Annotated in this window: 21 protein-coding genes and 1 tRNA gene; 10 read left to right on the forward strand and 12 right to left on the reverse strand. The window is 71.9% G+C overall.

What is annotated here, in order from left to right:
- Positions 1-12: 12 nt before the first annotated feature.
- Positions 13-1,242 carry a fumarylacetoacetase gene (gene fahA / locus LL946_RS13910; RefSeq protein WP_404381612.1) on the reverse strand — a complete coding sequence of 410 codons (1,230 nt, stop codon included), beginning with the start codon at positions 1,240-1,242 and terminating at the stop codon, positions 13-15.
- Positions 1,242-2,114 (reverse strand): hypothetical protein, encoded by an 873-nt coding sequence (locus LL946_RS13915; RefSeq protein WP_404381614.1) that lies wholly within the window; start codon positions 2,112-2,114, stop codon positions 1,242-1,244. The genes fahA and LL946_RS13915 overlap by 1 nt, the downstream gene beginning before the upstream one ends.
- A gap of 93 nt (positions 2,115-2,207) precedes the next feature.
- On the opposite strand from LL946_RS13915, the gene LL946_RS13920 reads away from it, so the two are divergent.
- On the forward strand, positions 2,208-3,458 hold the full coding sequence (locus LL946_RS13920; protein WP_404381616.1) for a homogentisate 1,2-dioxygenase: 1,251 nt from the start codon (positions 2,208-2,210) through the stop codon (positions 3,456-3,458).
- Here the strand turns inward: LL946_RS13920 and LL946_RS13925 are convergent.
- From LL946_RS13925 to LL946_RS13965, 9 genes are all read right to left on the reverse strand, one after another.
- Entirely contained in the window at positions 3,433-3,828 is a 396-nt protein-coding gene (locus LL946_RS13925; RefSeq protein ID WP_404381618.1) for a bifunctional precorrin-2 dehydrogenase/sirohydrochlorin ferrochelatase, read from the reverse strand. The two genes, LL946_RS13920 and LL946_RS13925, sit on opposite strands and share 26 nt — an antisense overlap.
- A gap of 171 nt (positions 3,829-3,999) precedes the next feature.
- A complete protein-coding gene (locus tag LL946_RS13930) occupies positions 4,000-5,088 on the reverse strand; it encodes a uroporphyrinogen-III synthase (RefSeq protein ID WP_404386907.1) in 1,089 nt (362 codons plus the stop codon).
- A 35-nt stretch (positions 5,089-5,123) separates the two neighbouring features.
- Positions 5,124-6,347, reverse strand: a complete 1,224-nt coding sequence (gene cobA / locus LL946_RS13935) for a uroporphyrinogen-III C-methyltransferase (RefSeq protein WP_404381620.1) — start codon at positions 6,345-6,347, stop codon at positions 5,124-5,126.
- Entirely contained in the window at positions 6,344-6,742 is a 399-nt protein-coding gene (nirD, locus tag LL946_RS13940; RefSeq protein WP_404381622.1) for a nitrite reductase small subunit NirD, read from the reverse strand. The genes cobA and nirD overlap by 4 nt, the downstream gene beginning before the upstream one ends.
- Positions 6,739-9,315, reverse strand: a complete 2,577-nt coding sequence (gene nirB / locus LL946_RS13945) for a nitrite reductase large subunit NirB (RefSeq protein WP_404381624.1) — start codon at positions 9,313-9,315, stop codon at positions 6,739-6,741. The genes nirD and nirB overlap by 4 nt, the downstream gene beginning before the upstream one ends.
- 82 nt (positions 9,316-9,397) lie before the next feature.
- Positions 9,398-10,867 carry an FAD-dependent oxidoreductase gene (locus LL946_RS13950; protein WP_404381626.1) on the reverse strand — a complete coding sequence of 490 codons (1,470 nt, stop codon included), beginning with the start codon at positions 10,865-10,867 and terminating at the stop codon, positions 9,398-9,400.
- Positions 10,864-13,065 carry a molybdopterin oxidoreductase family protein gene (locus LL946_RS13955; RefSeq protein ID WP_404381628.1) on the reverse strand — a complete coding sequence of 734 codons (2,202 nt, stop codon included), beginning with the start codon at positions 13,063-13,065 and terminating at the stop codon, positions 10,864-10,866. Before LL946_RS13955 ends, LL946_RS13950 begins: the two co-directional genes overlap by 4 nt.
- A gap of 8 nt (positions 13,066-13,073) precedes the next feature.
- Positions 13,074-14,447, reverse strand: coding sequence for an MFS transporter (locus LL946_RS13960; RefSeq protein ID WP_404381630.1), 1,374 nt, complete (start codon positions 14,445-14,447; stop codon positions 13,074-13,076).
- 104 nt (positions 14,448-14,551) lie between these two features.
- Positions 14,552-15,802, reverse strand: a complete 1,251-nt coding sequence (locus LL946_RS13965) for a nicotinate phosphoribosyltransferase (RefSeq protein ID WP_404386909.1) — start codon at positions 15,800-15,802, stop codon at positions 14,552-14,554.
- A gap of 108 nt (positions 15,803-15,910) precedes the next feature.
- Between LL946_RS13965 and clpS the strand changes: the two genes are divergently transcribed.
- From clpS to LL946_RS14010, 9 genes are all read left to right on the forward strand, one after another.
- Positions 15,911-16,201 (forward strand): ATP-dependent Clp protease adapter ClpS, encoded by a 291-nt coding sequence (gene clpS, locus LL946_RS13970; RefSeq protein WP_404381631.1) that lies wholly within the window; start codon positions 15,911-15,913, stop codon positions 16,199-16,201.
- Positions 16,202-16,259: 58 nt separating this feature from the next.
- A complete protein-coding gene (locus tag LL946_RS13975; RefSeq protein WP_404381633.1) occupies positions 16,260-16,931 on the forward strand; it encodes a DUF2017 family protein in 672 nt (223 codons plus the stop codon).
- A 9-nt stretch (positions 16,932-16,940) separates the two neighbouring features.
- Positions 16,941-17,798, forward strand: coding sequence for a glutamate racemase (gene murI / locus LL946_RS13980; RefSeq protein ID WP_404381635.1), 858 nt, complete (start codon positions 16,941-16,943; stop codon positions 17,796-17,798).
- Positions 17,795-18,586: an MBL fold metallo-hydrolase gene (locus LL946_RS13985; RefSeq protein WP_404381637.1), complete on the forward strand. Its 792-nt coding sequence runs from the start codon at positions 17,795-17,797 to the stop codon at positions 18,584-18,586. Before murI ends, LL946_RS13985 begins: the two co-directional genes overlap by 4 nt.
- 10 nt (positions 18,587-18,596) lie before the next feature.
- Positions 18,597-19,361 carry a ribonuclease PH gene (gene rph, locus LL946_RS13990; RefSeq protein ID WP_404381639.1) on the forward strand — a complete coding sequence of 255 codons (765 nt, stop codon included), beginning with the start codon at positions 18,597-18,599 and terminating at the stop codon, positions 19,359-19,361.
- Positions 19,358-19,990, forward strand: a complete 633-nt coding sequence (gene rdgB / locus LL946_RS13995; RefSeq protein ID WP_404381641.1) for an RdgB/HAM1 family non-canonical purine NTP pyrophosphatase — start codon at positions 19,358-19,360, stop codon at positions 19,988-19,990. The genes rph and rdgB overlap by 4 nt, the downstream gene beginning before the upstream one ends.
- Positions 19,991-20,166: 176 nt before the next feature.
- Positions 20,167-20,248, forward strand: a tRNA-Leu gene (locus LL946_RS14000).
- Between the two features lie 57 nt (positions 20,249-20,305).
- Positions 20,306-20,782, forward strand: coding sequence for a thioredoxin-dependent thiol peroxidase (bcp, locus tag LL946_RS14005; RefSeq protein ID WP_404381643.1), 477 nt, complete (start codon positions 20,306-20,308; stop codon positions 20,780-20,782).
- 4 nt (positions 20,783-20,786) lie between these two features.
- The gene (locus LL946_RS14010) at positions 20,787-21,038 is read left to right on the forward strand and encodes a DUF3618 domain-containing protein (RefSeq protein WP_404381645.1); all 252 of its coding nucleotides are present in this window, start codon (positions 20,787-20,789) and stop codon (positions 21,036-21,038) included.
- 12 nt (positions 21,039-21,050) lie between these two features.
- On the opposite strand, the gene LL946_RS14015 is transcribed toward LL946_RS14010, so the two are convergent.
- Positions 21,051-21,653 (reverse strand): DUF305 domain-containing protein, encoded by a 603-nt coding sequence (locus LL946_RS14015; RefSeq protein WP_404381647.1) that lies wholly within the window; start codon positions 21,651-21,653, stop codon positions 21,051-21,053.
- Between the last annotated feature and the right edge of the window lie 53 nt (positions 21,654-21,706).

Consider the following 21,706-nt stretch of genomic DNA (forward strand, 5'->3'; position numbering starts at 1 on the left):
CGCCGGGTGCGGTCAGCGCGCCGCCCGGATGGTGCCGGTGCACTCACCGAGCGAGATCGTCATGCCGCCCGGCCCGGGAGCCGTCGCACGCAGCACCACGGTGTCGCCGTCCTCGAGGAAGGTGCGCTCGGTCCCGTCGTCGAGGGTGACCGGCTCCTGACCGCTCCACGAGAGCTCGAGGAACGACCCGCGCTGGTCCTTCTCCGGACCGGAGATCGTGCCGGACCCGAAGAGGTCGCCGTTGCGCAGCGTCGCTCCGTTGACCGTCATGTGCGCGACCATCTGCGCGGGTGACCAGTACATCGTGCGGTACGGCGGGCGCGAGACGACGGTGCCGTTCCACTCGACCTCGTAGGAGATGTCGAGCCCGTATGCCGTGCCCGCACCGTCGTCGGTCGCCTCACCCTGCAGGTAGGGCAGGGGGGTGGGATCGCTCTGGCCGGGCAGGGGGACCCGGGCGGACCGCAGCGCATCGATCGTCACCACCCACGGCGAGATCGTCGTCGCGAACGACTTGCCGAGGAACGGTCCGAGCGGGACGTACTCCCAGGCCTGGAGATCGCGGGCGCTCCAGTCGTTGAGCAGGACGACACCGAAGAGGTGGTCGTCCGAGTCGGCCACGGAGACAGGCGAACCCAGCTCGGTCGCTCCGCCCACGACGAAGCCGAGCTCGGCCTCGATGTCGAGCCGGACGCTCGGGCCGAACACCGGCATGTCCTCGGTCGGGGGCTTGCGCTGGCCGCTGGGGCGGACGATGTCGGTGCCCGAGACGACGACGGTGCCGGAGCGCCCGTGGTAGCCGATCGGCAGGTGCTTCCAGTTCGGGGTGAGCGGCTCGGAGTCGGGGCGGAAGATCTTGCCCACGTTGGTCGCGTGGTGCTCGCTGGCGTAGAAGTCGACGTAGTCGGCCACCTCGACGGGCAGGTGCATCGTCACCGCGTCGACGGGGAGGAGGTGGGGCTCGACGCAGTCGCGACGCGCCGGGTTCGTCAGCACGTCGGTGACCCACTCCCGCGCCGCGGTCCACGCCGGACGGCCCTGAGCGAGGAAGGCGTTGAGCGACGGCTCGAGCCACACGGCATACGACTCCATGCCGGCCTGCTCGGCGCACGGACCGAGGTCGAGGACGTGGTCGCCGATCCGGGTCCCGACCCGTGGCGCGGCGCCCTCGGTCGAGAAGATGCCGTAGGGAAGGTTGGCGATGCCGAAGGGGTGGTCGGCGGGCACGTCGAGCCAGGTCATCAGAGGTTCTCCTCATCGGGGTCACGGTCGAGGTCGTCGAGATCCAGCAGGCCGAGAGCGTCGAGCTCACCGATCGGGTCGGTGACCTCGCAGCAGCCGTATGCCGTGAAGAGACCGCGGACGCGCGCGGCCGCGGGGTCGTCGAGGTCGAGCACGGCGTCGGTGAGGAGGTCGGAATCGCGCTGTGCGAGAAGCGACTCCACCGCGGTCAGATCTCCGTCGTGCGCGGCGGAATGGACCGCGAGGAGGACGTTGAGCAGGCCGTGCTGGGGTTCGCCGTCGTGCTCCGCGCGGACCGCGTGGTGCAGCCCGCCGGTGAGCTTGAACGGCACGCCGACCCGGGCGCAGTCGTGGAGGAAGGTGGCGAGCTCGGCCTCGTCCGGCCAATCCCACGTCTGGGTGGCGCCGGTGCGGAACTTCGCCTGCACGACCCGTCCGGACTCGTCCATACCCGCCCGGACGTCCTCGAGGGCCCGGTCGCGGTCGGCGCCACGGGGGATCTCGAGCGTCAGGGGCAGCCCGCCGACGGGCAGGTCGCGCCAGCCGGGGAACCACCCGAGCTCGGCCCCGACGGCCTCGACCGCGTCCGTGTCGGCCAGCAGGCCAAGGGCGCTCACGACGACCGACGGGTCGACGCCGGGGCGCGCGATGAGGCCGATCTCCAAGGGGCGTCCGGCCTCGGGCAGCTGCTGCGAGAGCAGGGCGCCCACGTCGGAAGCCGGCACGAGCAGCGGACCGACGAGGACGGCATACGGGGCCTGTCGATGGCCGGCGTGGCGCCGGACGGCCACGGTCAGGGGTGCGTTGCCGGGAGGGAAGACGGCGGCGTCGTCGATGAGTCCCGCGAGCAGGGCGGGGGGCGCCGTTGACATGCCGGACACGCTACTAGGCTGGTCGCAGCGACTTCTCGACGCGGCGACGGACACACGACGACGCGACGTATCGACACAGTGAGGTGGAGAGCAGTGGCGCACTACCAGTCGATGGGCAGCATCCCGCCCAAGCGGCACACGCAGCATCGCCGACCGGCTGCCCGTGGCAGGAAGGGCGAGCTCTACTACGAGGAGCTCATGGGCGAGGAGGGCTTCTCGTCCGACTCCTCACTGCTCTACCACCGCAACATCCCGTCAACGATCGTCGACGCCCGTGAGTGGGCGGTCGGTGACCTCTCGACGACGCCCAACCACCCGCTCAAGCCGCTGCACCTCCAACCGCACGCGCTCTTCGACAGTGCGAAGACGGTCAAGCAGACCGACGTCGTGACCGGGCGCCGGCTCCTGCTCGGCAACGGTGACGTCAGGATCTCGTATGCCGTGGCCGGCGCGACGAGCCCGTGGTACCGCAACGGCATCGGTGACGAGTGCGTCTACATCGAGCGCGGCGCGGCCCGGGTCGAGACGGTCTTCGGGGCGTTCGACGTCGCGCAGGGCGACTACATCATCATCCCGAGGGCGACGACCCACCGCTGGATCCCGGTGGTCTCGCGCAAGGAGCCGCTGCGCGCCTACGCGATCGAGGGCAACAGCCACATCGCGCCGCCCAAGCGCTACCTGAGCAAGTACGGCCAGCTCCTCGAGCACAGCCCCTACTGCGAGCGCGACCTGCGTGTGCCGCAGGGACCGCTCCTCGCCGAGGACATCGGTGAGAAGGCCGACGCCGAGACCGAGGTCTACATCAAGCACCGCGGCTCGGGCCCGGCCAGCAGCGGCGGCATCGTCGGGACGGTCCACACGCTGCCCTTCCACCCGCTCGACGTCGTGGGCTGGGACGGCTGCCTCTACCCCTACGTCTTCAACGTGCGCGACTACGAGCCCATCACGGGTCGCGTGCACCAGCCGCCGCCGGCGCACCAGGTCTTCGAGGGCTGGAACTTCGTCGTGTGCAACTTCGTGCCGCGCAAGGTCGACTACCACCCGCTGTCGATCCCGGTGCCCTACTACCACTCCAACGTCGACTCCGACGAGGTCATGTTCTACGTCGAGGGCGACTACGAGGCGCGCAAGGGGTCGGGCATCGGGCAGGGGTCGATCTCGCTGCACCCGGGCGGCCACGCGCACGGTCCGCAGCCGGGTGCGGCCGAGGCCTCGATCGGCGCCGAGTACTTCGACGAGCTCGCCGTCATGGTCGACACCTTCCGGCCGCTCGACCTCGGCGAGGGCGGGCTGGCCTGCGACGACGGCAGGTACCACCTCAGCTGGAGCGGCCGCCGCGGCTGACGCGTCGGGGGCGACGGCGTGACTCGACCCATCCGCAGACGAGGGCGTCGAGCGCGGCGTCCCCGCTTGCGGCATGGACCAACCACGCCCGGTCGAGGTCGCTCGGCCGTGGTGCCCTGTTCTCCCAGCTGATCCGGCGCTCGGCGAGCAGGTCGTACATGTCGTCGCACAAGTGCGTGGCGACCACGACGACGAGGTGGTTGCTCCGCGCCAGGGCGTCGACCCGGTGCGCCGCGACGCGTCCGCCGCCGATGACGAGCACGTGGCGGCCGTCGCGCGGGAAGCCGAGCAGCCGCACGGAGTCCCGATGCCCTGGCTGGGGCAGGTGGCCGTGCTGCGGCAGGCTCCCGTCCTGATGCACAGCGGTCATGGGTGCCTCCTCCGACTGCGGGTGACGTGGCGTGAAGCCATCGTGGTGCGACGTCGTTGCGGGGGAGGTGCTGCGGGGTTACGTCTGCGTTGCCGTGCTGGCTGACGACTGCCCCACCACCCACGAGCCGACTGGTGCCGTTGCGGAACACGCTGGGTCGCGCGAGCCGGGTCAGGCGAGGGCGAGGCGGTACCCGCGCTTGACCACGGTCTGCACCAGCCCTCGTCCGGCCACGTCCCGAACCCGTCCGACGGCGACCTCGGCCGCGTGCGGGTCCGTGGAGTCGCCGGGGAGCACCGCGAGGACGTCGGCGCGTGAGACGACCTCACCGGCGCTGTCCGCGAGCAGCCGGACCACGGCGAGCCCGCTCGGCGACAGGGGGAGGACGTGACCGTCGAGCAGGGCGACCGTCCGCCTGACCTGGAGCTGCCCGGCAACCGTGGCGACCGCCGAGGACTGCGCCATCTCGTAGTGGTGGACGAGCCTCCTGACGAGCGCGCCGAGACGCCCTCGGTCCGGCACGATCGGCTCGATGCCCCTGTCCTGCAGGGGTTGTGCGGTCACCGGTCCGACGGCAGCCGCGACGAGGCACCCCGAGGAGCACCGGGCGGCCACCTCGTCGGTGACGCCCTCGGCATCCGCCGCAGCCAGCCACGCGTGCGCGCCGGGTGCCGACGTGAAGACGACTGCGTCGATGTCGCCCGAAGCCGCATCGCGCACGGACTGAGCGAGCGCGGCCGGGTCGGGCGTCGGCCCCCACCGGTAGACGACGAGGCTGGCGACGTCGGCTCCCGCGGCCGCGAGCTCGGTGTCGAGCCCGTCGGCGCCGGCCCCGTGGTGCTGGACCGCCACCCTCAGCCCGGCCACCCCCTCGTCGAGCAGCAGCTCGAGGATCTCGGCGGAGGTCTCGGACTCGGCGACCCAGTCGGCGGTGAGGCCCGCGGCCTGGATCGCGCCACGCGCCTTGGGGCCGCGGGCGACGATCCGCGCGCGGCCGAGCACCTCGAGCAGCTCGTCGGCATGCCCCGCGGCGTCCGCGGCCTCGATCCACCCCCGCAGCCCGATGCCCGTGGTGACGACGACGATGTCCGGAGGGACGGCGATGAGGTCCTTCGTTGCGACGACGAGCTCCTCGTCGTGCTCGTGCGGGACGATCGTCAGGGCCGGGGCGTGGCGCACGGTCGCGCCGCGCCTGGCGAGTGCCGATGCGAGCTCGCCCGACCGGCGGTCGGCCGTCACGAGGACGACGCAGCCGGCCATGACCTGGCCGAGGGTGGGTGGGGTTCGGACGGCGCTCACGCCACTGCCTCGGGCGCCGCGAGGAGCAGGGGGTCCGCGACCCGACCCACGACGATCACTGCCGGGGCGCGCACGCCCACGCGGGCCGCAGCCTCGGTCACCTCGGCCAGGGGCGCGGTCGTCACGCGCTGCCGCTCGGTGGTCGCGTCCTCGACGATCGCGACGGGCAGGTCGGAGGCGGCCCCCGCCGCACGGAGGTCACGTACGTGCTCCGCGAGCATGCGCACACCCATGAGCACGACGAGGGTCGCGCCCTCGGCAGCCACCGCGGCCAGCGCGTGGCCGTCGATCCGTTCGTGGCCGTGGACGACGTGCACCGCACCGACCGTGCCCCGATGGGTGAGGGGTATGCCGGCCGCCCCCGGCGCGCTGAGGGCCGAGCTCACACCCGGGACGACCTCGATGTCGACCCCGGCCTCGCGGCAGGCGATCACCTCCTCGCCGCCTCGCCCGTAGACGAACGGGTCGCCACCCTTGAGCCGCACGACCGTACGACCACGCCGGGCCTGCTCGACGAGGATCCGGTTGATCTCGGACTGGGGCACGGTGTGGTGCCCCGCGGTCTTGCCGACGTCGATGACCTCGACGTCGAGCGGGAGCGTCCGCAGCAGCCCGGTCGGCCCGAGCCGGTCGGTGACGACGACGTCGGCCTGTGCCAGGGCTTGCCGGCCCCGCACCGTGATGAGGTCCTCCGCACCAGGGCCACCGCCGACGAGGACGACGCGGCCGGGCTGCGCGGACCCGCGACGGCGGGCCCGCAGGTCGAGCTGCGACGACGCCAGGTGGACGGCCAGCGCATTGCGGACCCCGACCGCCCGGGCGGGATCGGGCCGTCCGAGCGAGACCACGCCCACCCGCAGCCCCGCATGATCGGTGACCGCAGGGTTCCGGGCCGTGCCGTGCTTCGAGGCTCCGGCGCACACGCTGAACACCCGCTCCGTGGTCGCGCGGGCGCAGAGGTCGCGGTCGACGTCGAGGTCACCGGTGGCGGCGACGACGAACCACGTCCCGACGACGTCCTCGACATCGACCTCGCGCTGGCTCCACGTCACACCGGCACCGTCGACGAGATCGAGCATGGCCTCGCAGACGACCGGGGTCACGACGTGCACCAGGGCGCCGTCGGCCACGAGCGCGGCCGCCTTGGAGGCCGCGACGGGTCCGCCGCCGGCCACGAGCACGGGCCGGCCGGCGAGCTCGACCCCCACGAGGGTCGTCATGCCGGTGCCTGCCCGACCGGGTCGGGGCGTTCGACATGGACGATGCCGTCGCGCACGCGGACAGCCCACGTGCGCAGGGACCGGGGCTCCTTGCCGACCGGGTCGAGGCACTCCCCGGTGCGCAGGTCGAACACCTGCTTGTACATCGGTGAGGCGATCGTCGGTGTCTCTCCACGGGTCCCGACGATGCCGCGTGACATGACGTGGGCGCCGGAGTACGGGTCGAGCTGCTGCACGGCATACACGTCGTCGAGGTGGGTGCGGAAGAGCGCGACCTGCACGCCCCCGACGAGGGCGGCCGAGCCCCGCTCGCGGGCCAGGTCGTCGAGGCGGCATACCCCGATCCAGGTCGGCAGGGCGAGACCGTGCCGTGCGGTCGCGACGTCGGCGGTCATCGGCGCACCTCCAGGGTGGTGCCCGCGATGAGTACGTCGCGTCGGCGGTCGTCCTCGGTGGCGGGCCGGGGTTGACCGCGTTCGGAGACGTAGGCCAGCGAGTCGTCGACCTCGTCCGGGGCGTTGACGAACGACTCGAAGCGCCGGAGCTTCTCGGGGTCGGCCAGGGCCGCGGCCCACTCGTCCTCGTAGTCCTCGACATGGGTGGCCATCGCCGTGTCGAGGTCGGACGCGATGCCGAGCGAGTCGTCGATGACGACACCGCGGATCGCCCCGAGCCCGCCCTCGTGGTCCTCGACCCAGGTGGCGGTGCGCTGGAGCCGGTCGGCCGTGCGAACGTAGTACATGAGGAAGCGGTCGATGGTCCGGACCAGCGTGTCGGTGTCGAGGTCCTCGGCGAGCAGCTGCGCGTGCTTCGGTGTGAAGCCGCCGTTGCCCCCGACGTAGAGGTTCCAGCCGTTGTCGGTCGCGATGACGCCGACGTCCTTGCCGCGGGCCTCGGCGCACTCGCGCGCGCAGCCCGAGACGCCGAGCTTGATCTTGTGTGGTGAGCGCAGCCCGCGGTAGCGCAGCTCGAGGGCGATGGCCAGCCCGACCGAGTCCTGCACGCCGTAGCGGCACCACGTCGAGCCGACGCACGACTTCACCGTCCGCAGCGACTTGCCGTACGCGTGTCCGGACTCGAAACCGCTGTCCACCAACCGTTTCCAGATGGAGGGCAGCTGGTCGATGCGGGCGCCGAAGAGGTCGATCCGCTGGCCACCGGTGATCTTGGTGTAGAGGCCGAACTCCTGGGCGACCTCGCCGATGGCGATGAGCCCCTCCGGCGTGACCTCTCCACCGGGGATGCGGGGGACGACCGAGTAGGACCCGTCCTTCTGCAGGTTGGCCATGACGTGGTCGTTGGTGTCCTGCAGCGTCGCCCGCTCACCCTCGAGGATGTGGCCGGTGCCGAGGGAAGCGAGGATGGAGCCGACGACCGGCTTGCAGATGTCGCAGCCGCGTCCGCGACCGTGCGTGGCGATGATCTCGCTGAAGGTCGTGAGCTCCTGCACCCGCACGACGTCGAAGAGCTGCGCACGGGAGAGGTCGAAGTGCTCGCACAGCGCGTTGCTGACCTCGACGCCGGACCGCTCGAGCTCGGTGGTGACGAGCTTCTTGACCAGCGGCAGGCAGGAGCCGCAGCTCGTCCCTGCACGGGTGCACGCCTTGACGCCCGCCAGGTCGGTGCAGCCCTCCTCGCTCACCGAACAGCGCACCGCGCCGGCCGTGACGTTGTTGCACGAGCAGACCGTCGCCTCGTCGGGCAGCTCACCCACCGGTGCCGGTCCGGCGCCTTCGGGAAGCAGGTATGCCGCAGGGTCCCCTCCCAGCTCACGGCCCACCATGGGGCGCAGCGCCGCGTAGGCACTGGCGTCACCCACGAGGATCCCGCCGCGCAGGGTGCGGGCGTCGTCGCTCATCACGAGCTTCTTGTAGACACCGGCCACGGGGTCGGAGATGACCACCTCGAGGCCTCCGGGCTCCTGGGCGAAGGCGTCGCCGAAGCTCGCGACGTCGACCCCGAGGAGCTTGAGCTTGGTCGAGAGGTCGGCGCCGGGGAAGGTGCCCTGTCCGCCGAGCAGCCGGTCGGCCACGACCTCGGCCATCGTGTAGCCCGGGGCGACGAGTCCGAGGCAGCGTCCGCCGATGTTGGCGACCTCACCGATGGCCCAGACGACGGGATCCGCTGTGGCACAGGCATCGTCGACGATGACACCCCCGCGCTCACCCACGTCGAGACCCGCTGCGCGGGCGAGCTCGTCACGCGGCCGGACACCGACGGCGAAGATCACGACGTCGACGTCGAGGGCGGGCCCCTCGGTGAACTCCATGCGCGAGACCGTCCCGCGGTCGCCCACGATCCGTGAGGTCGCGGTCGAGGTGCGCACCCGCACGCCGAGTCCTTCGATGAGCCGCTTGAGCCCCTCGCCACCGCCGTCGTCCACCTGGAGGGGCATGAGGCGTGGGGCGAACTCCACGACGGTCGACTCCACGTCGAGCGCCTGCAGCGCGCCGGCTGCCTCGAGTCCGAGCAGCCCACCGCCGACGACGGCGCCTCGCACCGGCCGGTCGAGCTCACCGCGGCGCTTCTCGACCCAGGCGCGCAGGTCCGCGACGTCGTCGATGGTGCGGTAGACGAACGCCCCGCGGAGGTCCTTGCCGGGAACGGGGGGCACGGCGGCATACGAGCCGGTGGCCAGGACGAGCGCGTCGTAGCTGAGGACGGCTCCGCCGTTGGTGGTCACGGTCCTCGCCTCGCGGTCGATGCTGTCCGCCCTGACCCCGCGCTTCAGGGTGACGAGTGGGTCGTCCCAGAGATCCTGGCTCCCGAGGGCGAGGTCCTCGGGGTGGCGGCCGGTGAAGTACGACGTGAGGGCGACACGGTCGTAGGGCGCCCGCGGCTCCTCGCAGAGCAGCGTCACCGACCACGTCCCTGCCTCGTCTCGGGAGCGGAGGGCGTCGATGAGGCGGCGGGCGACCATGCCGCCGCCGACGACGACGAGGTGCTGGGTGGGTTGTCCCTTGAGCATGTCGAGGACGCTACGGACGGGCCGTTTCGGGACTGTGGTTCGACTGTTTCACCTGCGTAAAACGGTTCTCACACCGTCGAGCTCACCGCGGTGAGGTCGCAGCGCCGGCGCGCGTCCCGAGCCAGTCGACGAGTCTGCACACGTCCTGCGCGCAGCCACCGCAGCCTGTCGTCGCCCGCGTGGCGGCGGCGACGTCCTCGACGGTCCTCGCCCCACAGGCGTGGGCCTGCGCGATCTCCGCCTTCGTGACGCCGTTGCAGCGACAGACGGTCGCGTCGTCCGGCAGGGAGTCCGGCGAGGTCACCGGCGCGGTCGCGGGCGAGAGGGCGGTGAGCAGGAGGTGGGCGGGGTCCCTCGGCACCGGGGTGCGGCGTGTGTAGGCCGCGACGAGGTCGGAGGCGACCTGACCCGCACCGATGCACGTCGCGCCGACGAGCCGGTCACCCGAGACGACCACCTCGACGTGACGGCCGGCACCGGGGTCGGAGAGGCTGAGCGTGCGCTGCGTGGGGTCGTCGCGCCGGTCGCCGCCGCACACACCCATCGTCACGACGTCGAGCCCGTGGGCCTTGACCCGGACGACGTCGCTCCCGCCCGCGCCGACGCGGGAGGCTCGGCCGGGGACCGTCGTGCCCGTGAGCCGCTCGGCGAGGGCTCGGGCCTGGTCCCATCCCTGAGCGACCAGTCCCATCGCGCCCGAGGGCGGTTGGGCGCAGTCGCCGATGGCGAAGATGCGGCCGTCGGCGGTGGCCGACGCCTCGTCGACGACGATCCCGCGCCCGCAGGCGAGCCCGGCATCCTGGGCGAGGGCCGCGTTCGCGACGGTGCCGGTGGCGACGACGAGGAGGTCGGACTCGACGACGTCTCCGTCGGTGAGCCGTATGCCGGTGAGACGTCCGTTCGCGACGATCGCGGCCTCCGCCCCGACTCCGATGCGCGGGTGGATGCCGACGTCGGGCATGGCGCCGGCGAGCACGCTGCTGGCCGGCCCGTCGAGCTGTCGCTCCATGAGAGCTGCGGCCGGGTGCACGATCGTCACGGCGCACCCGCGTTGCGCCAGCCCGCTGGCCGCCTCGATCCCGAGCACCCCTGCGCCGAGCACGACGGCCCGACGGGAGTTGAGCGTCGCCGCGATGATCTCGCGGGCGTCGTCGATGCTGCGCAGTGCGTGCACCCCGCGGGGGAGCTGCCCGTCACCGACGTCGAGACCGGGCAGTGGCGGGATCCTCGCCTCGGCCCCGGTGGCGAGGACGAGCTGGTCGTAGCGGTGCCGGCTCCCGTCGGTCGTGGTGACGACACGGTCCTCGCGGTCGATGGAAGCAGCCGCAGTCCCGCGCAGCACAGTGAGGCGCGGGTGCTCGGGGGTCGGCAGGGTGAGGGAGGTGAGGTCGTGGCGGCCGGCGACGACCTCGCTGAGGAGGACGCGGTTGTAGGGCTCGCACCCCTCGGCGCCGACGACCGTGACGTCGTACTTCCCGTCGTGGTCCCGCGCGAGGAGGTCCTCGACGAAGCGCGCGCCCACCATGCCGTTGCCGATGACGACGAGTCTCATGTCCGTACCTCCGTGGCGGCCGCCGCCGGTGTGGGTGCCGGTGCCGTTCGTGACCAGTCGGTCGAGGGTTGTCCGGCGGGAGTGGGCGCCGACGACGTGTCGGCGCGGGCCACGCTCACCGCGCAGACCTTGAACTCCGGCATCCCCGACACCGGGTCGGTCGCGTCGTTGGTGACCCTGTTGACGCTGCCGTCACTGCCCCAGTGGAAGGGCATGAACACGGTGTCGGGGCGCACGGTCTCGGTGACCCGGGCCGGTGCCGTGACGGCCCCCCGCGCACTTGTCAGGGTGACCCGGTCTCCCGTGACGATGCCGTGGCGGTCGGCGAGGACGGGGTGCATCTCGACGAAGGGCTCGGGGGCTGCGGCGACGAGCGACTCGACGCGCCGGGTCTGTGCGCCGGACTGGTAGTGCTGGAGAACCCGACCGGTCACGAGGTGGATCGGGGCGCCCGCGTGCACGTCGTCGGCCGGACCCCGGTCGTCGACGGCGACGAACCTCGCCCGCCCGTCAGCGGTGGGGAAGGCGTCGAGGAACAGCCGGGGTGTCCCCGGGTGCGGGTCGCCAGCGCTCGTCGGGCAGGGCCAGTACAGGTCGGGCTCGGCATCGAGGCGGGCGTGGCTCAGGCCGCCGTAATCGGCGCGCCCCCCGGAGCTGGCGCGGGCCAGCTCGTCGAAGACCAGCGACGCCTCCGTGTCCCACGTGCCGGGGGCGCCGAGTCGGCCAGCGAGCTCGCGCCACACCCAGAGCTCCGATCGGGCACCCTTGGGTGCGTCGAGGGCCTTGCGCCGGCGCAGGACCCGACCCTCGAGGGAGGTCATGGTTCCCTCCTCCTCGGCCCACTGGAGCACCGGCAGCACGACGTCGGCGCGCTGCGCGGTCTCGGACGGGACGACGTCACACACGACGAGAAGGTCCAGTGCGTCGAGCCGAGCCTCCACCTGGCCCGAGTTGGGCGCCGACACGCGCAGGTTGGCCCCGTGGACGAGCATCGCCCGCGGACCGTCGTCGCGTCCGAGCGAGGCGAGCAGCTCCACGGCCGGCTTGCCCTTGCCCGGGATGAGCGCAGGGTCCACGCCCCAGACGGAGGCCACGTGGGCACGCGCCGCCGGGTCGTCGATCATCCGGTAGCCGGGGAGCTGGTCGGACTTCTGCCCGTGCTCGCGCCCTCCCTGGCCGTTGCCCTGTCCGGTGACCGCGCCGTAGCCGGAGCCGACACGTCCGGGCAGGCCGAGCGCGAGCGCCAGGTTGATCGCCGCGTTCACCGTGGCCGTCCCCTGGGTGGACTGCTCTACCCCGCGGCCGGTGAGCACGTACGCGCCGCGACCGCCGCGCGACGGGCTGGCGGCAGCGAGCCGGCGCGCGGTCTCACGCAGGCGGGCGGCCGGGACGCCCGCAACCTGCTCGACGCGCTCGGGCCACCAGGTCGCGGCCAGCCGGCGCGCGTCCTCGACTCCGGTCGTGCGCGAGTCGATGTATGCCGTGTCGGCCAAGCCCTCCGCGAAGACCACGTGGAGCAGCCCGAGGAGCACGACGAGGTCGGTGCCCGGCACCGGCTGTAGGTGCAGCCCCGCACCGTCGTCGGTGAGCGCGGCGGTGGCACTCACCCGGGGGTCGACCACCACGAGGCCGCCGGCTGCCCTGGCGCCCGACAGGTGCGCGACCGCGGGCGGCATCGTCTCGGCCAGGTTGCTCCCGAGCAGGAGCACCGCTTGGGCTCCGCCGAGGTCGGTGAGGGGGAAGGGCAGCCCGCGGTCGATGCCGAGTGAGCGGTTGGCGGCGGCGGCCGCACTGCTCATGCAGAAGCGGCCGTTGTAGTCGACGTTGGCCGTGCCGAGCGCGATGCGGGCGAACTTGCCCAGCTGATAGGCCTTCTCGTTCGTCAGCCCGCCTCCTCCGAAGACCGCCACCGCATTCGGACCGTGCACCGCGCGAATCTCCCTGAGCCGCAGCGCAACCGCGTCCAGCGCGGATTCCCACGACGTGGGCTCCAGCTCGCCGCCCTCGCCTCGCACCAAGGGAGTGGTGAGCCGGTCGGCTGCGGTGAGCACCGACGCGCTCGTCCAGCCCTTCTGGCACAGGCCACCACGGTTGGTGGGGAAGTCGCGCCCGGAGACGCTCACGCCGGCGGGACCCGGCGTGAGCGTCTGGGCGCACTGCAGCGCGCAGTAGGGGCAGTGCGTGGCGACGGTGGTCATCGAGGGACTCAGATCGTCTCCGAGGCGAGCGCCGACCCGCGGCGCTGGTACACGGCATACGTCGTCAGGGCCATGAGCACGTAGGCCGCGACGAAGACGTACAGCGCCGGGACGAGTGATCCGTAGGTGTCCTTGGCCATCGCGAAGCCGCGCGGGATGAAGAAGCCGCCGTAGGCGCCGACCGCCCCGGCGATGCCGATGCACCCCGCCGCGGCCTTGCGCGCGGTCGGCAGCGCGTCCGCTGACACCCCGGCGCGGAAGACCGCCGGGATCATCCGGTAGGTGGCGCCATTGCCGATGCCCGCGGCGGTGAAGAGCACGAGGAAGGCGGCGAAGAACAGCGGGAAACTCTTGGCCTGCAGGCCCTCGACCGCCGCGAGGGCTCCCACGACGAGCAGGCCGAACGACGCGATGGTGACGCGTGCGCCGCCGAGCCGGTCCGCGATGATGCCACCGAGCGGGCGCGACAGGGCGCCGAGGAGCGCACCCATGAACGCCAGCCCGAGCGGTGCCGTCGGGAACTGGGTCTTGAGCAGGGTCGGGAACGCGCCGGCATACCCGATGAAGGAACCGAAGGTGCCGATGTAGAGGAACGAGATGACCCACGTGTGCGGGCTCCGCGTCGCGAGGGCGAACGACCGGAAGTCCGCCTTGATCCCCGAGAGGTTGTCCATCCACCGCCACGCGGCGAACGCGGCCAGCAGCGCCAACGGGATGAACACGAGTCCGGCCCGCTCGAGGTGCACGCCGGCGCCGATCGCGATGATCGCGGGGACCACCATCTGCACGATGCCGGTGCCGAGGTTGCCGCCAGCAGCGTTGAGGCCCAACGCCTTTCCCTTCTCGGCCTCGGGGAAGAAGAACGAGATGTTCGTCATCGACGAGGCGAAGTTCCCACCGCCGAAGCCGGCCAGGGCCGCGCACAGCAGCAGCACGCCGAACGGCGTCTCCGGCCGGGTGACCACCCAGGCGAGCGCGGATGCGGGCAGCAGGAGGAGCAGGGACGAGATGACCGTCCAGTTGCGACCGCCGAACGCCGGCACCGCGAAGGTGTAGGGGATGCGGATCGTCGCGCCGACCAGGCTCGGCACGGCGATGAGCCAGAACTGCTGGTCGAGGGTGAGGTCGAACCCGGCGGCCGGCAGCAGCGGCACGACCACCGACCAGAGGGCCCAGACGCAGAAGCCGAGGAACTCGGCGAGGATCGAGAACGTGAGGTTGCGGCGCGCGACGGGGCGGCCGGTGGACTGCCAGAAGCTGGCGTCTTCGGGGTCCCAGTGCTCGATCCAGCGGCCCGGACGGGTCGGGGCGGCGGTCGTGGCGGCGGGCGGGACGAGGGCGGTGTCCGGTGCCGAGAGGTCCGGCGGCGTCGTGGTCTCCATGGCACGAGACCCTGTCGGTGCGGTGTTTCAGGTCCGGACGGCGCGAGTAAACCGTCCGTAACACTCACCGCACAGAGCGGCCGGAGGGGCTGTGAGAACTCCGCTCAGGCGTAGGTCGTGGGGATCGCCGGCTCGCCGCGGCTCAGCTGGTGCGCCGAGCGGGGCAGCTCGGCCATCGACGCCTCGTGCCGCTCGCGCGCCGCCTCGAGCGAGGCGTTTTCGGCGCCGACGGGCTCGCCGCCCCGGACGTAGTCGACGAGGAGCGGACGGTCGTCGCCGTCGTCGGACGGGGGCTCACCGATGCCGATGACCTCGGCCTCGGCGGTGCCGCGCTCGTTGCGGCGACGCAGCGCGAACTTACGACCACCGACGGACGTCTTGTCCTTGCTCGCCTTGGCCACGCCGACCATCTCACCGGAGTCGTCGGTCCGTGCGACGAGCTTGTAGACCATGCCGGCCGTCGGTGCGCCCGAGCCGGTGACGAGCTGCGTCCCGACCCCGTAGGCGTCGACGGGTCCGGCCGCGAGCCCGGCGATGGCGAACTCGTCGAGGTCCGAGGTGACGACGATCCGCGTGCGCGTCGCCCCGAGCGAGTCGAGCTGGTCACGCACCTCTCTCGCCTGGACGAGCAGGTCACCGCTGTCCAGCCGCACCGCACCCAGCTCCGGGCCGGCGACGTCGACGGCGATCTCGACGGCTCGCTGGACGTCGTACGTGTCGACGAGCAGCGTCGTCCCGACCCCGAGCGCCTCGACCTGGGCGGTGAACGCCTCCCGCTCGTCGTCGTGCAGCAGCGTGAACGCGTGGGCAGCAGTCCCGGCCGTGGGCACGCCCCAGCGGCGCCCCGCCTCGAGGTTCGAGGTCGTCGCGAACCCCGCGATGTATGCCGCCCGCGCAGCCGCCACGGCGGCCTCCTCGTGCGTCCGGCGCGAGCCCATCTCGATGCAGGGACGCGTGCCCGCTGCCCCCGTCATGCGCGACGCGGCACTCGCGATCGCGCTGTCGTGGTTGAGGATCGAGAGCACGAGTGTCTCGAGGACGACGCCGTGGGCGAAGTCCGCCTCGACCACGAGCACCGGTGAGCCGGGGAAGTAGGCCTCGCCCTCGGCATACCCCCTGATGTCTCCCTCGAAGCGGTAGCCGGCGAGGAAGTCCAGCGTCTCGTCGTCGACGACCCGACCGTCGCGCAGGGCCGCGATCTCCGCGTCCCCGAAGCGGAAGCGCTCGACGGCGTCGAGGAGACGGCCGGTCCCCGCCACGACGCCGTAGCGCCTGCCGTCGGGCAGGCGGCGGGCGAACGTCTCGAACACGCAGCGTCGAGAGGCTGCTCCCGAGCGCAGGGCGGCCTGCACCATGGTCAGCTCGTAGTGGTCGGTGAGGAGGGCCGCCGACGGTGACGACGAGCCGTCCGGGGTGGGAGCGGGGGAGTGAGGGCTCACCCTCGGCACCCTATTGTGGGAGCCGTGTCCATCGCGCCCGTGCAGGAGGAGGTCGTCTCCTCCGACTCCGTGGTCGAGCCCGACATCCCGTGGATCACGCTCGTCTGGAACGACCCGGTCAACCTCATGTCCTACGTCACCTTCGTGTTCCAGACCTACTTCGGCTACGACCGGGCCAAGGCCGAGAAGCTCATGATGGACGTCCACACCAAGGGTCGGGCGGTCGTCTCCCACGGACCGCGCGAGAAGATGGAGATCGACACCGAGGCCCTGCAGGGGTATGGCCTGTGGGCCACCTTTCAAAAGGACGACTGATGGTCGGCACGACAGCCCGCACGAGCAAGGGCGAGACGACCAGGCAGAAGGACGACTGATGGCGCGTGCGTTCATCCGGCGCGGACGTGGCAGGACGATCCGGTATGCCGCGAAGCTCGATGCCGTGGAGCGCACGGTCGTCGCGGGTCTCATGGAGCAGGTGCGTGACCTCGTGGAACCCGACGCAGGCACGCCGCCCACGAGCGGTGAGGGCGACGACTTCGAGTCGATCGTGTCGGGGCTGGGCGGCCTGGGCATGGGAGTGTCCCTGTCCGCCGAGGACCAGACGCCCGACGACAGGCCCGTCCCCGCCGACGCCCGGTCCTTCGGCGACCGCGACCCGGCCCTCGAGCGACTCCTCCCCGCCGGCAACCGCACGGACGACCAGGCCTCTGCCGAGTTCCGCCGGCTGACCGAGCACGGACTGCGCCAGCGCAAGGCGCGCCACCTCACGTCCGCGATCGCCGCCCTGCGCGCACCGGGGTCCGGTGTCGAGCTGGACGAGCGGACCGCGATCGACTTCGTCATCGCCCTCACCGATGTCCGGCTCGTGCTCGGCGAGCGGCTCGGGCTGCGCGAGGACGCCGACGTCGACCGGCTCGAGGAGGAGCTGGCGGAGATGGACGAGGACGATCCGCGCCTGCACGCCATGTCGGTCTACGACTTCCTGACCTGGCTGCAGGAGACGCTCGCCACGGCGATGCTCCCGGGTGACCCCACCAACGCATAACCTTGCACGGTGGCTGACTCACCCATCGGGATCTTCGACTCCGGGTACGGCGGTCTCACCGTCGCCCGCGCCGTGATCGACCAGCTCCCGCACGAGTCGGTGGCCTACCTCGGTGACACCGCCCGCACCCCCTACGGCCCGCGGCCGATCGCCGAGACGCGCGCGTTCGCCCTCGAGTGCCTCGACCGCCTCGTCGACCACGGCGTCAAGGCCCTCGTCATCGCCTGCAACACCGCCAGCGCCGCAGTCCTCCACGACGCGCGGGAGCGCTACGACGTGCCGGTCGTCGAGGTCATCCGGCCCGCGGTGCGCCGCGCGGTCGGGGCGACCCGCACCGGTCGCATCGGCGTCATCTCGACCGTGGGCACCCACCAGTCGCGGGCCTACCTCGACGCGTTCGCGGCGGCTCCCCATCTGCGCGTGACGAGTGGCCCCGCGCCCCGGTTCGTCGACTTCGTCGAGTCGGGCGTCACCGGTGGCGAGGAGCTGCGCTCGGTCGCCCGCGACTACCTGGCGCCCTTCCAGGAGCAGGACGTCGACACCCTCATCCTCGGCTGCACCCACTACCCGCTGCTCGCGGGCGTCATCTCCTACGTCATGGGTCCGGACGTCACGCTCGTGTCCTCGGCCGAGGAGACGGCCAAGGAGCTCTACCGCGTGCTCGCCGACGCCGACCTGCTTCGGCCCGACGACGCGCCGCCTCCCCAGCACGGCTTCACGACCACCGGTGACCCGGAGGAGTTCCGCCGTCTCGCCCTGCGCTTCCTCGGGCTCGGACCTGATTTTGGGCACGTCTTCACCTCGCCGGTGGCCCTGGCGTCGGCGGCACCTGCCCCTGCCCAGGTGGCGCCCGGGGTGGTCGCGTGAAGGTCACCGTGGTCGGCTGCAGCGGCTCCTTCGCGGGCCCGACGTCGGCGGCGTCCTGCTACCTCGTGACGGTCGAGGGCGACGGTCGCAGCTGGAACGTCCTGCTCGACCTCGGCTCGGGGGCGCTGGGCCCGCTGCAGCGCCACGTCGACCCCACCGACCTCGACGCCGTCTTCCTCAGCCACCTGCACCCCGACCACTGCGCCGACCTGTGCGGGCTCTACGTCGTCAACCACTACGCGCCCGAGGGCGCTTCGATGCGGCGGATACCGGTCTACGGGCCGCGCGACACGGCCACGAGGCTCTCGCTCATGTACCACGGGATCGAGGACGGCGGCATGGACAAGGTCTTCTCGTTCGGCCGGCTCGAGGACCGGGTCGCCGTCGAGGTCGGTCCCGTCACGGTCATCCCGTATGCCGTGCGCCACCCCGTCGAGGCGTTCGGCTTCCGGGTCGAGGCCGACGGCGCCGTCCTCGCCTACACCGGAGACACCGACACGTGCGACAACCTCGGCCCGCTCATGGCGGGCGCTGACCTCGTGCTCGCCGACTCGGCCTTCGTCGACGGCCGCGACGACTTCCGCGGCATCCACCTCACCGGCAGTCGGGCGGCCCGAGCCGCCGTGGAGGCCGGGGGAGTGAAGCGACTCGTCCTCACGCACATGCCGGCGTGGAACGACCGTGACGTGTGCCGGGCCCAGGCCGAGCCCTTCTGGCCCGGTGTCGAGGTGGCCGAGCCCGACGGGGTCTACCACCTCGGCGCACGCCCGGTCGCCGTGGACGTCTAGCCTGCTCCGTGTGACTTCTTCGCAGACCCGCCACGACGGCCGCAGCCCCGAGGACCTCCGAGAGGTCCGCTTCACCCGCAACTGGCTCGACCACGCCGAGGGCAGCGTGCTCATCGAGTTCGGCAAGACCCGCGTGCTCTGCGCGGCCTCGTTCACCGAGGGCGTCCCACGCTGGCTCAAGGGCAAGGGCACCGGCTGGGTCACCTCCGAGTACGAGATGCTGCCCCGCTCGACCAACACCCGCTCCGACCGCGAGTCGCGCAAGGGCAGAGTCGGCGGGCGCACGCACGAGATCTCGCGGCTCATCGGCCGCGCACTCCGGGCAGTCATCGACACCAAGGCCTTGGGCGAGAACACGATCGTCATCGACTGCGACGTCCTCCAGGCGGACGGCGGAACCCGCACGGCGTCGATCACCGGCGCCTACGTCGCCCTCGTCGACGCCATCGAGGACGCCCGCGCCAAGGGGCTCATCGCCAAGAACGCGCAGCCCCTGGTCGACTCGATCGCCGCCGTGAGCGTCGGCGTCGTCGGCGGGCAGCCGGTCCTCGACCTCGACTACCCCGAGGACTCGACGGCCGACACCGACATGAACGTCGTCATGACCGGCTCGGGCCGCTACGTGGAGGTGCAGGGGACCGCGGAGGGCGCCGACGCCGCCTTCGACCGCGACCGGCTCAACGCGCTTCTCGATCTTGCCGCCCTCGGCTGTGCCAGCCTCACCGAGGCCCAGCAGCGGGCCCTCGACGAGACGCCGAGGGAGCGCCAGCGGTGACCCGCCTCGTCCTCGCGACCCAGAACGAGCACAAGGTCCACGAGCTGCGCCAGATCCTGGCCGACCTCGTCGACGAGATCGGGCTGGAGGTCGTCGGCGCCTCCGACTTCCCCGACGCTCCCGACGTCGTCGAGAGCGAGGTGACCTTCGAGGGCAACGCCCGGCTCAAGGCGGTCGCGGTGGCGCGCGCCACCGGTCTCCCCAGCGTCGCCGACGACTCGGGCCTGGCCGTCGACGTCCTCGGCGGGTCACCCGGAGTCTTCTCGGCCCGCTGGTCGGGCTCCCACTCCGGTCCCTACGCTCCTCGCGCCGTGCGCGACCGTGCCAACCTCGACCTGCTCCTCGAGCAGATCGGGGACGTCCCGGACGAGCACCGCACGGCAGCGTTCGTCTGCGCAGCCGTGCTCGCGATGCCGGACGGGTCGGTCGAGGCCGTCGAGGGCCGCGTGACCGGGATGATCCGTCGCGACGCGGTGGGGGAGAACGGTTTCGGCTACGACCCGGTCTTCGTGCCGGACGGCGACACCCGTTCGATGGCTGAGTACACCGACCTCGAGAAGAACGCGATCTCGCACCGTGGGCGGGCCTTCCGCGCCATGGTGCCCATCCTGCGCGAACGCCTCACCTGACCCCCTCCCGTTGCGTCCGCCACTGTGGTGGCCATGTCGCCAGGTTGGCGGACGTTGCCGTATGCCGTCGGCGCACCTCCCGTTGCGTCCGCCACTGTGGGGGTTATGTCGCCACCTTGGCGGACGCAAGGCGGGGTGGCGGGACGAGGTGAGTGGACGGCATACAGTGTCTGCGCGCGCGAGTGGCGGAACTGGCAGACGCGCCAGCCTTAGGAGCTGGTGCCTTCGGGTGTGCGGGTTCGAGTCCCGCCTCGCGCACGGGCTGTCGGAGCCGCGCTGATAGTTTGACGAGAGCCGACCACCGAGGAGACCTGCGTGACTGAGCGACTTGCTCCGGGCGACACCGCACCGGACTTCACCCTGGCCACCGACACCGGCGAGAGCGTGACGCTCTCCGAGCTGCGCGGCGACAAGGTCATCGTCTACTTCTACCCCGCGGCGATGACGCCCGGTTGCACCAAGCAGGCGTGCGACTTCAGCGACTCGCTCGAGTCCCTCAAGAGCGACGGCTACACCGTGCTCGGCATCTCCCCGGACAAGCCCGAGAAGCTCTCGAAGTTCCGCGACCAGGAGCACCTCTCCCTGACGCTGCTCTCGGATGCGGACAAATCCGTGATGACGGCGTGGGGCGCCTTCGGTGAGAAGAAGCTCTATGGCAAGGTCGTCCAGGGCGTGATCCGGTCCACCGTCGTCGTCGACGAGGACGGCAAGGTCGAGCACGCCTTCTACAACGTCAAGGCCACCGGACACGTCGCCAAGCTGCGACGCGACCTCGGACTGAGTGAGGACTGATTCGATGAGCTCCATCTCCGCCCTCGAGGCCGACATCGCCCAGCGACGGGCGCGCCTCGCGCGCACCCTCGACGAGATCACCGCCAAGGCCACACCCTCGGCGATCGCCAAGCGCGAGGTCGAGAAGGCCAAGGCACGCTTCGCCGACGCGACGACCACACCGGAGGGCGACCTGCGCGTCGAGCGCGTGGCGGCCGCCGTGGCCGTCGTCGCCGTCGTCGTCGCGATCAAGCTGCTGCGTCGCCGTCGGCGCTGACCTGCGGCGCCGTCAGCGGCCCCACATCATCCCGGGGGCCCGCTGGCCGAACCACGCCCGGAGCCAGCTGCTCATCTGACGGATCTCCGCGCGCTGCTCGGCGCTGATCTGGCGAGCGAGGTCGGCGACCTCGTCGTGCGTGGTCGAGCGGCCGCTGAGCAGGTGCTGCGACATCATCACGGCCATCATGTGGTGACCGATCATGTCGTCGAGGAACGCGCGGTCGAGGGCGTCACCCTCGAGACCCGACAGGTCGCGCATCATCGGCCGGTATGCCGTGACCTCCGGCTCGTCGGGGTACCACCGGTCCAGCCAGGCCCGCATCTGCGCGATCTGTGCCGTCTGGCTGCTCACGATGGCGGCGCCGAGATCGCGCATCTCCGGGCGTGACGAGCGGGCCAGCTCCTCGGCAGCCCGGACGGCCTCCTCGTGGTGCGGGATCATCTCGGCCAACCAGGTCGGCTCGGAGAGGTTCATCGACATCATCGGCATCATCGGCATCTCCGAGCGGCCACGGTCCCAGTCCCTCGAGGAGTCGGGACGCTGGATGACGCAGCCCGACAGGCTCGCTGCCAGGGCGAGGACGACCACCGTGACGATCACGCGAAGCCTCATGGCGCACCTCCCGGGGTGGGCTCGTGCCTCCACCCTCCGCCCCGTCCTGGACG

The organism is Knoellia locipacati (assembly GCF_044791685.1).
In the GTDB taxonomy this organism is placed as follows: Bacteria; Actinomycetota; Actinomycetes; order Actinomycetales; family Dermatophilaceae; genus Knoellia; species Knoellia locipacati_A.

Excerpts from the sequence above, each read along its gene's own strand:
- LL946_RS13965 (WP_404386909.1), bottom strand. The coding sequence starts at position 15,802 with ATGGTGCAGGCCGCCCTGCGCTCGGGAGCAGCCTCTCGACGCTGCGTG.
- LL946_RS14015 (WP_404381647.1), bottom strand. The coding sequence starts at position 21,653 with ATGAGGCTTCGCGTGATCGTCACGGTGGTCGTCCTCGCCCTGGCAGCG.
- cobA (WP_404381620.1), bottom strand. The coding sequence starts at position 6,347 with ATGACGACCCTCGTGGGGGTCGAGCTCGCCGGCCGGCCCGTGCTCGTG.
- LL946_RS13925 (WP_404381618.1), bottom strand. The coding sequence starts at position 3,828 with ATGACCGCTGTGCATCAGGACGGGAGCCTGCCGCAGCACGGCCACCTG.
- LL946_RS13930 (WP_404386907.1), bottom strand. The coding sequence starts at position 5,088 with ATGGCCGGCTGCGTCGTCCTCGTGACGGCCGACCGCCGGTCGGGCGAG.
- LL946_RS13975 (WP_404381633.1), top strand. The coding sequence starts at position 16,260 with ATGGCGCGTGCGTTCATCCGGCGCGGACGTGGCAGGACGATCCGGTAT.
- LL946_RS13915 (WP_404381614.1), bottom strand. The coding sequence starts at position 2,114 with ATGTCAACGGCGCCCCCCGCCCTGCTCGCGGGACTCATCGACGACGCC.
- nirD (WP_404381622.1), bottom strand. The coding sequence starts at position 6,742 with ATGACCGCCGACGTCGCGACCGCACGGCACGGTCTCGCCCTGCCGACC.
- LL946_RS14010 (WP_404381645.1), top strand. The coding sequence starts at position 20,787 with ATGAGCTCCATCTCCGCCCTCGAGGCCGACATCGCCCAGCGACGGGCG.
- LL946_RS13955 (WP_404381628.1), bottom strand. The coding sequence starts at position 13,065 with ATGACCACCGTCGCCACGCACTGCCCCTACTGCGCGCTGCAGTGCGCC.
- LL946_RS13950 (WP_404381626.1), bottom strand. The coding sequence starts at position 10,867 with ATGAGACTCGTCGTCATCGGCAACGGCATGGTGGGCGCGCGCTTCGTC.
- nirB (WP_404381624.1), bottom strand. The coding sequence starts at position 9,315 with ATGCTCAAGGGACAACCCACCCAGCACCTCGTCGTCGTCGGCGGCGGC.
- fahA (WP_404381612.1), bottom strand. The coding sequence starts at position 1,242 with ATGACCTGGCTCGACGTGCCCGCCGACCACCCCTTCGGCATCGCCAAC.
- LL946_RS13960 (WP_404381630.1), bottom strand. The coding sequence starts at position 14,447 with ATGGAGACCACGACGCCGCCGGACCTCTCGGCACCGGACACCGCCCTC.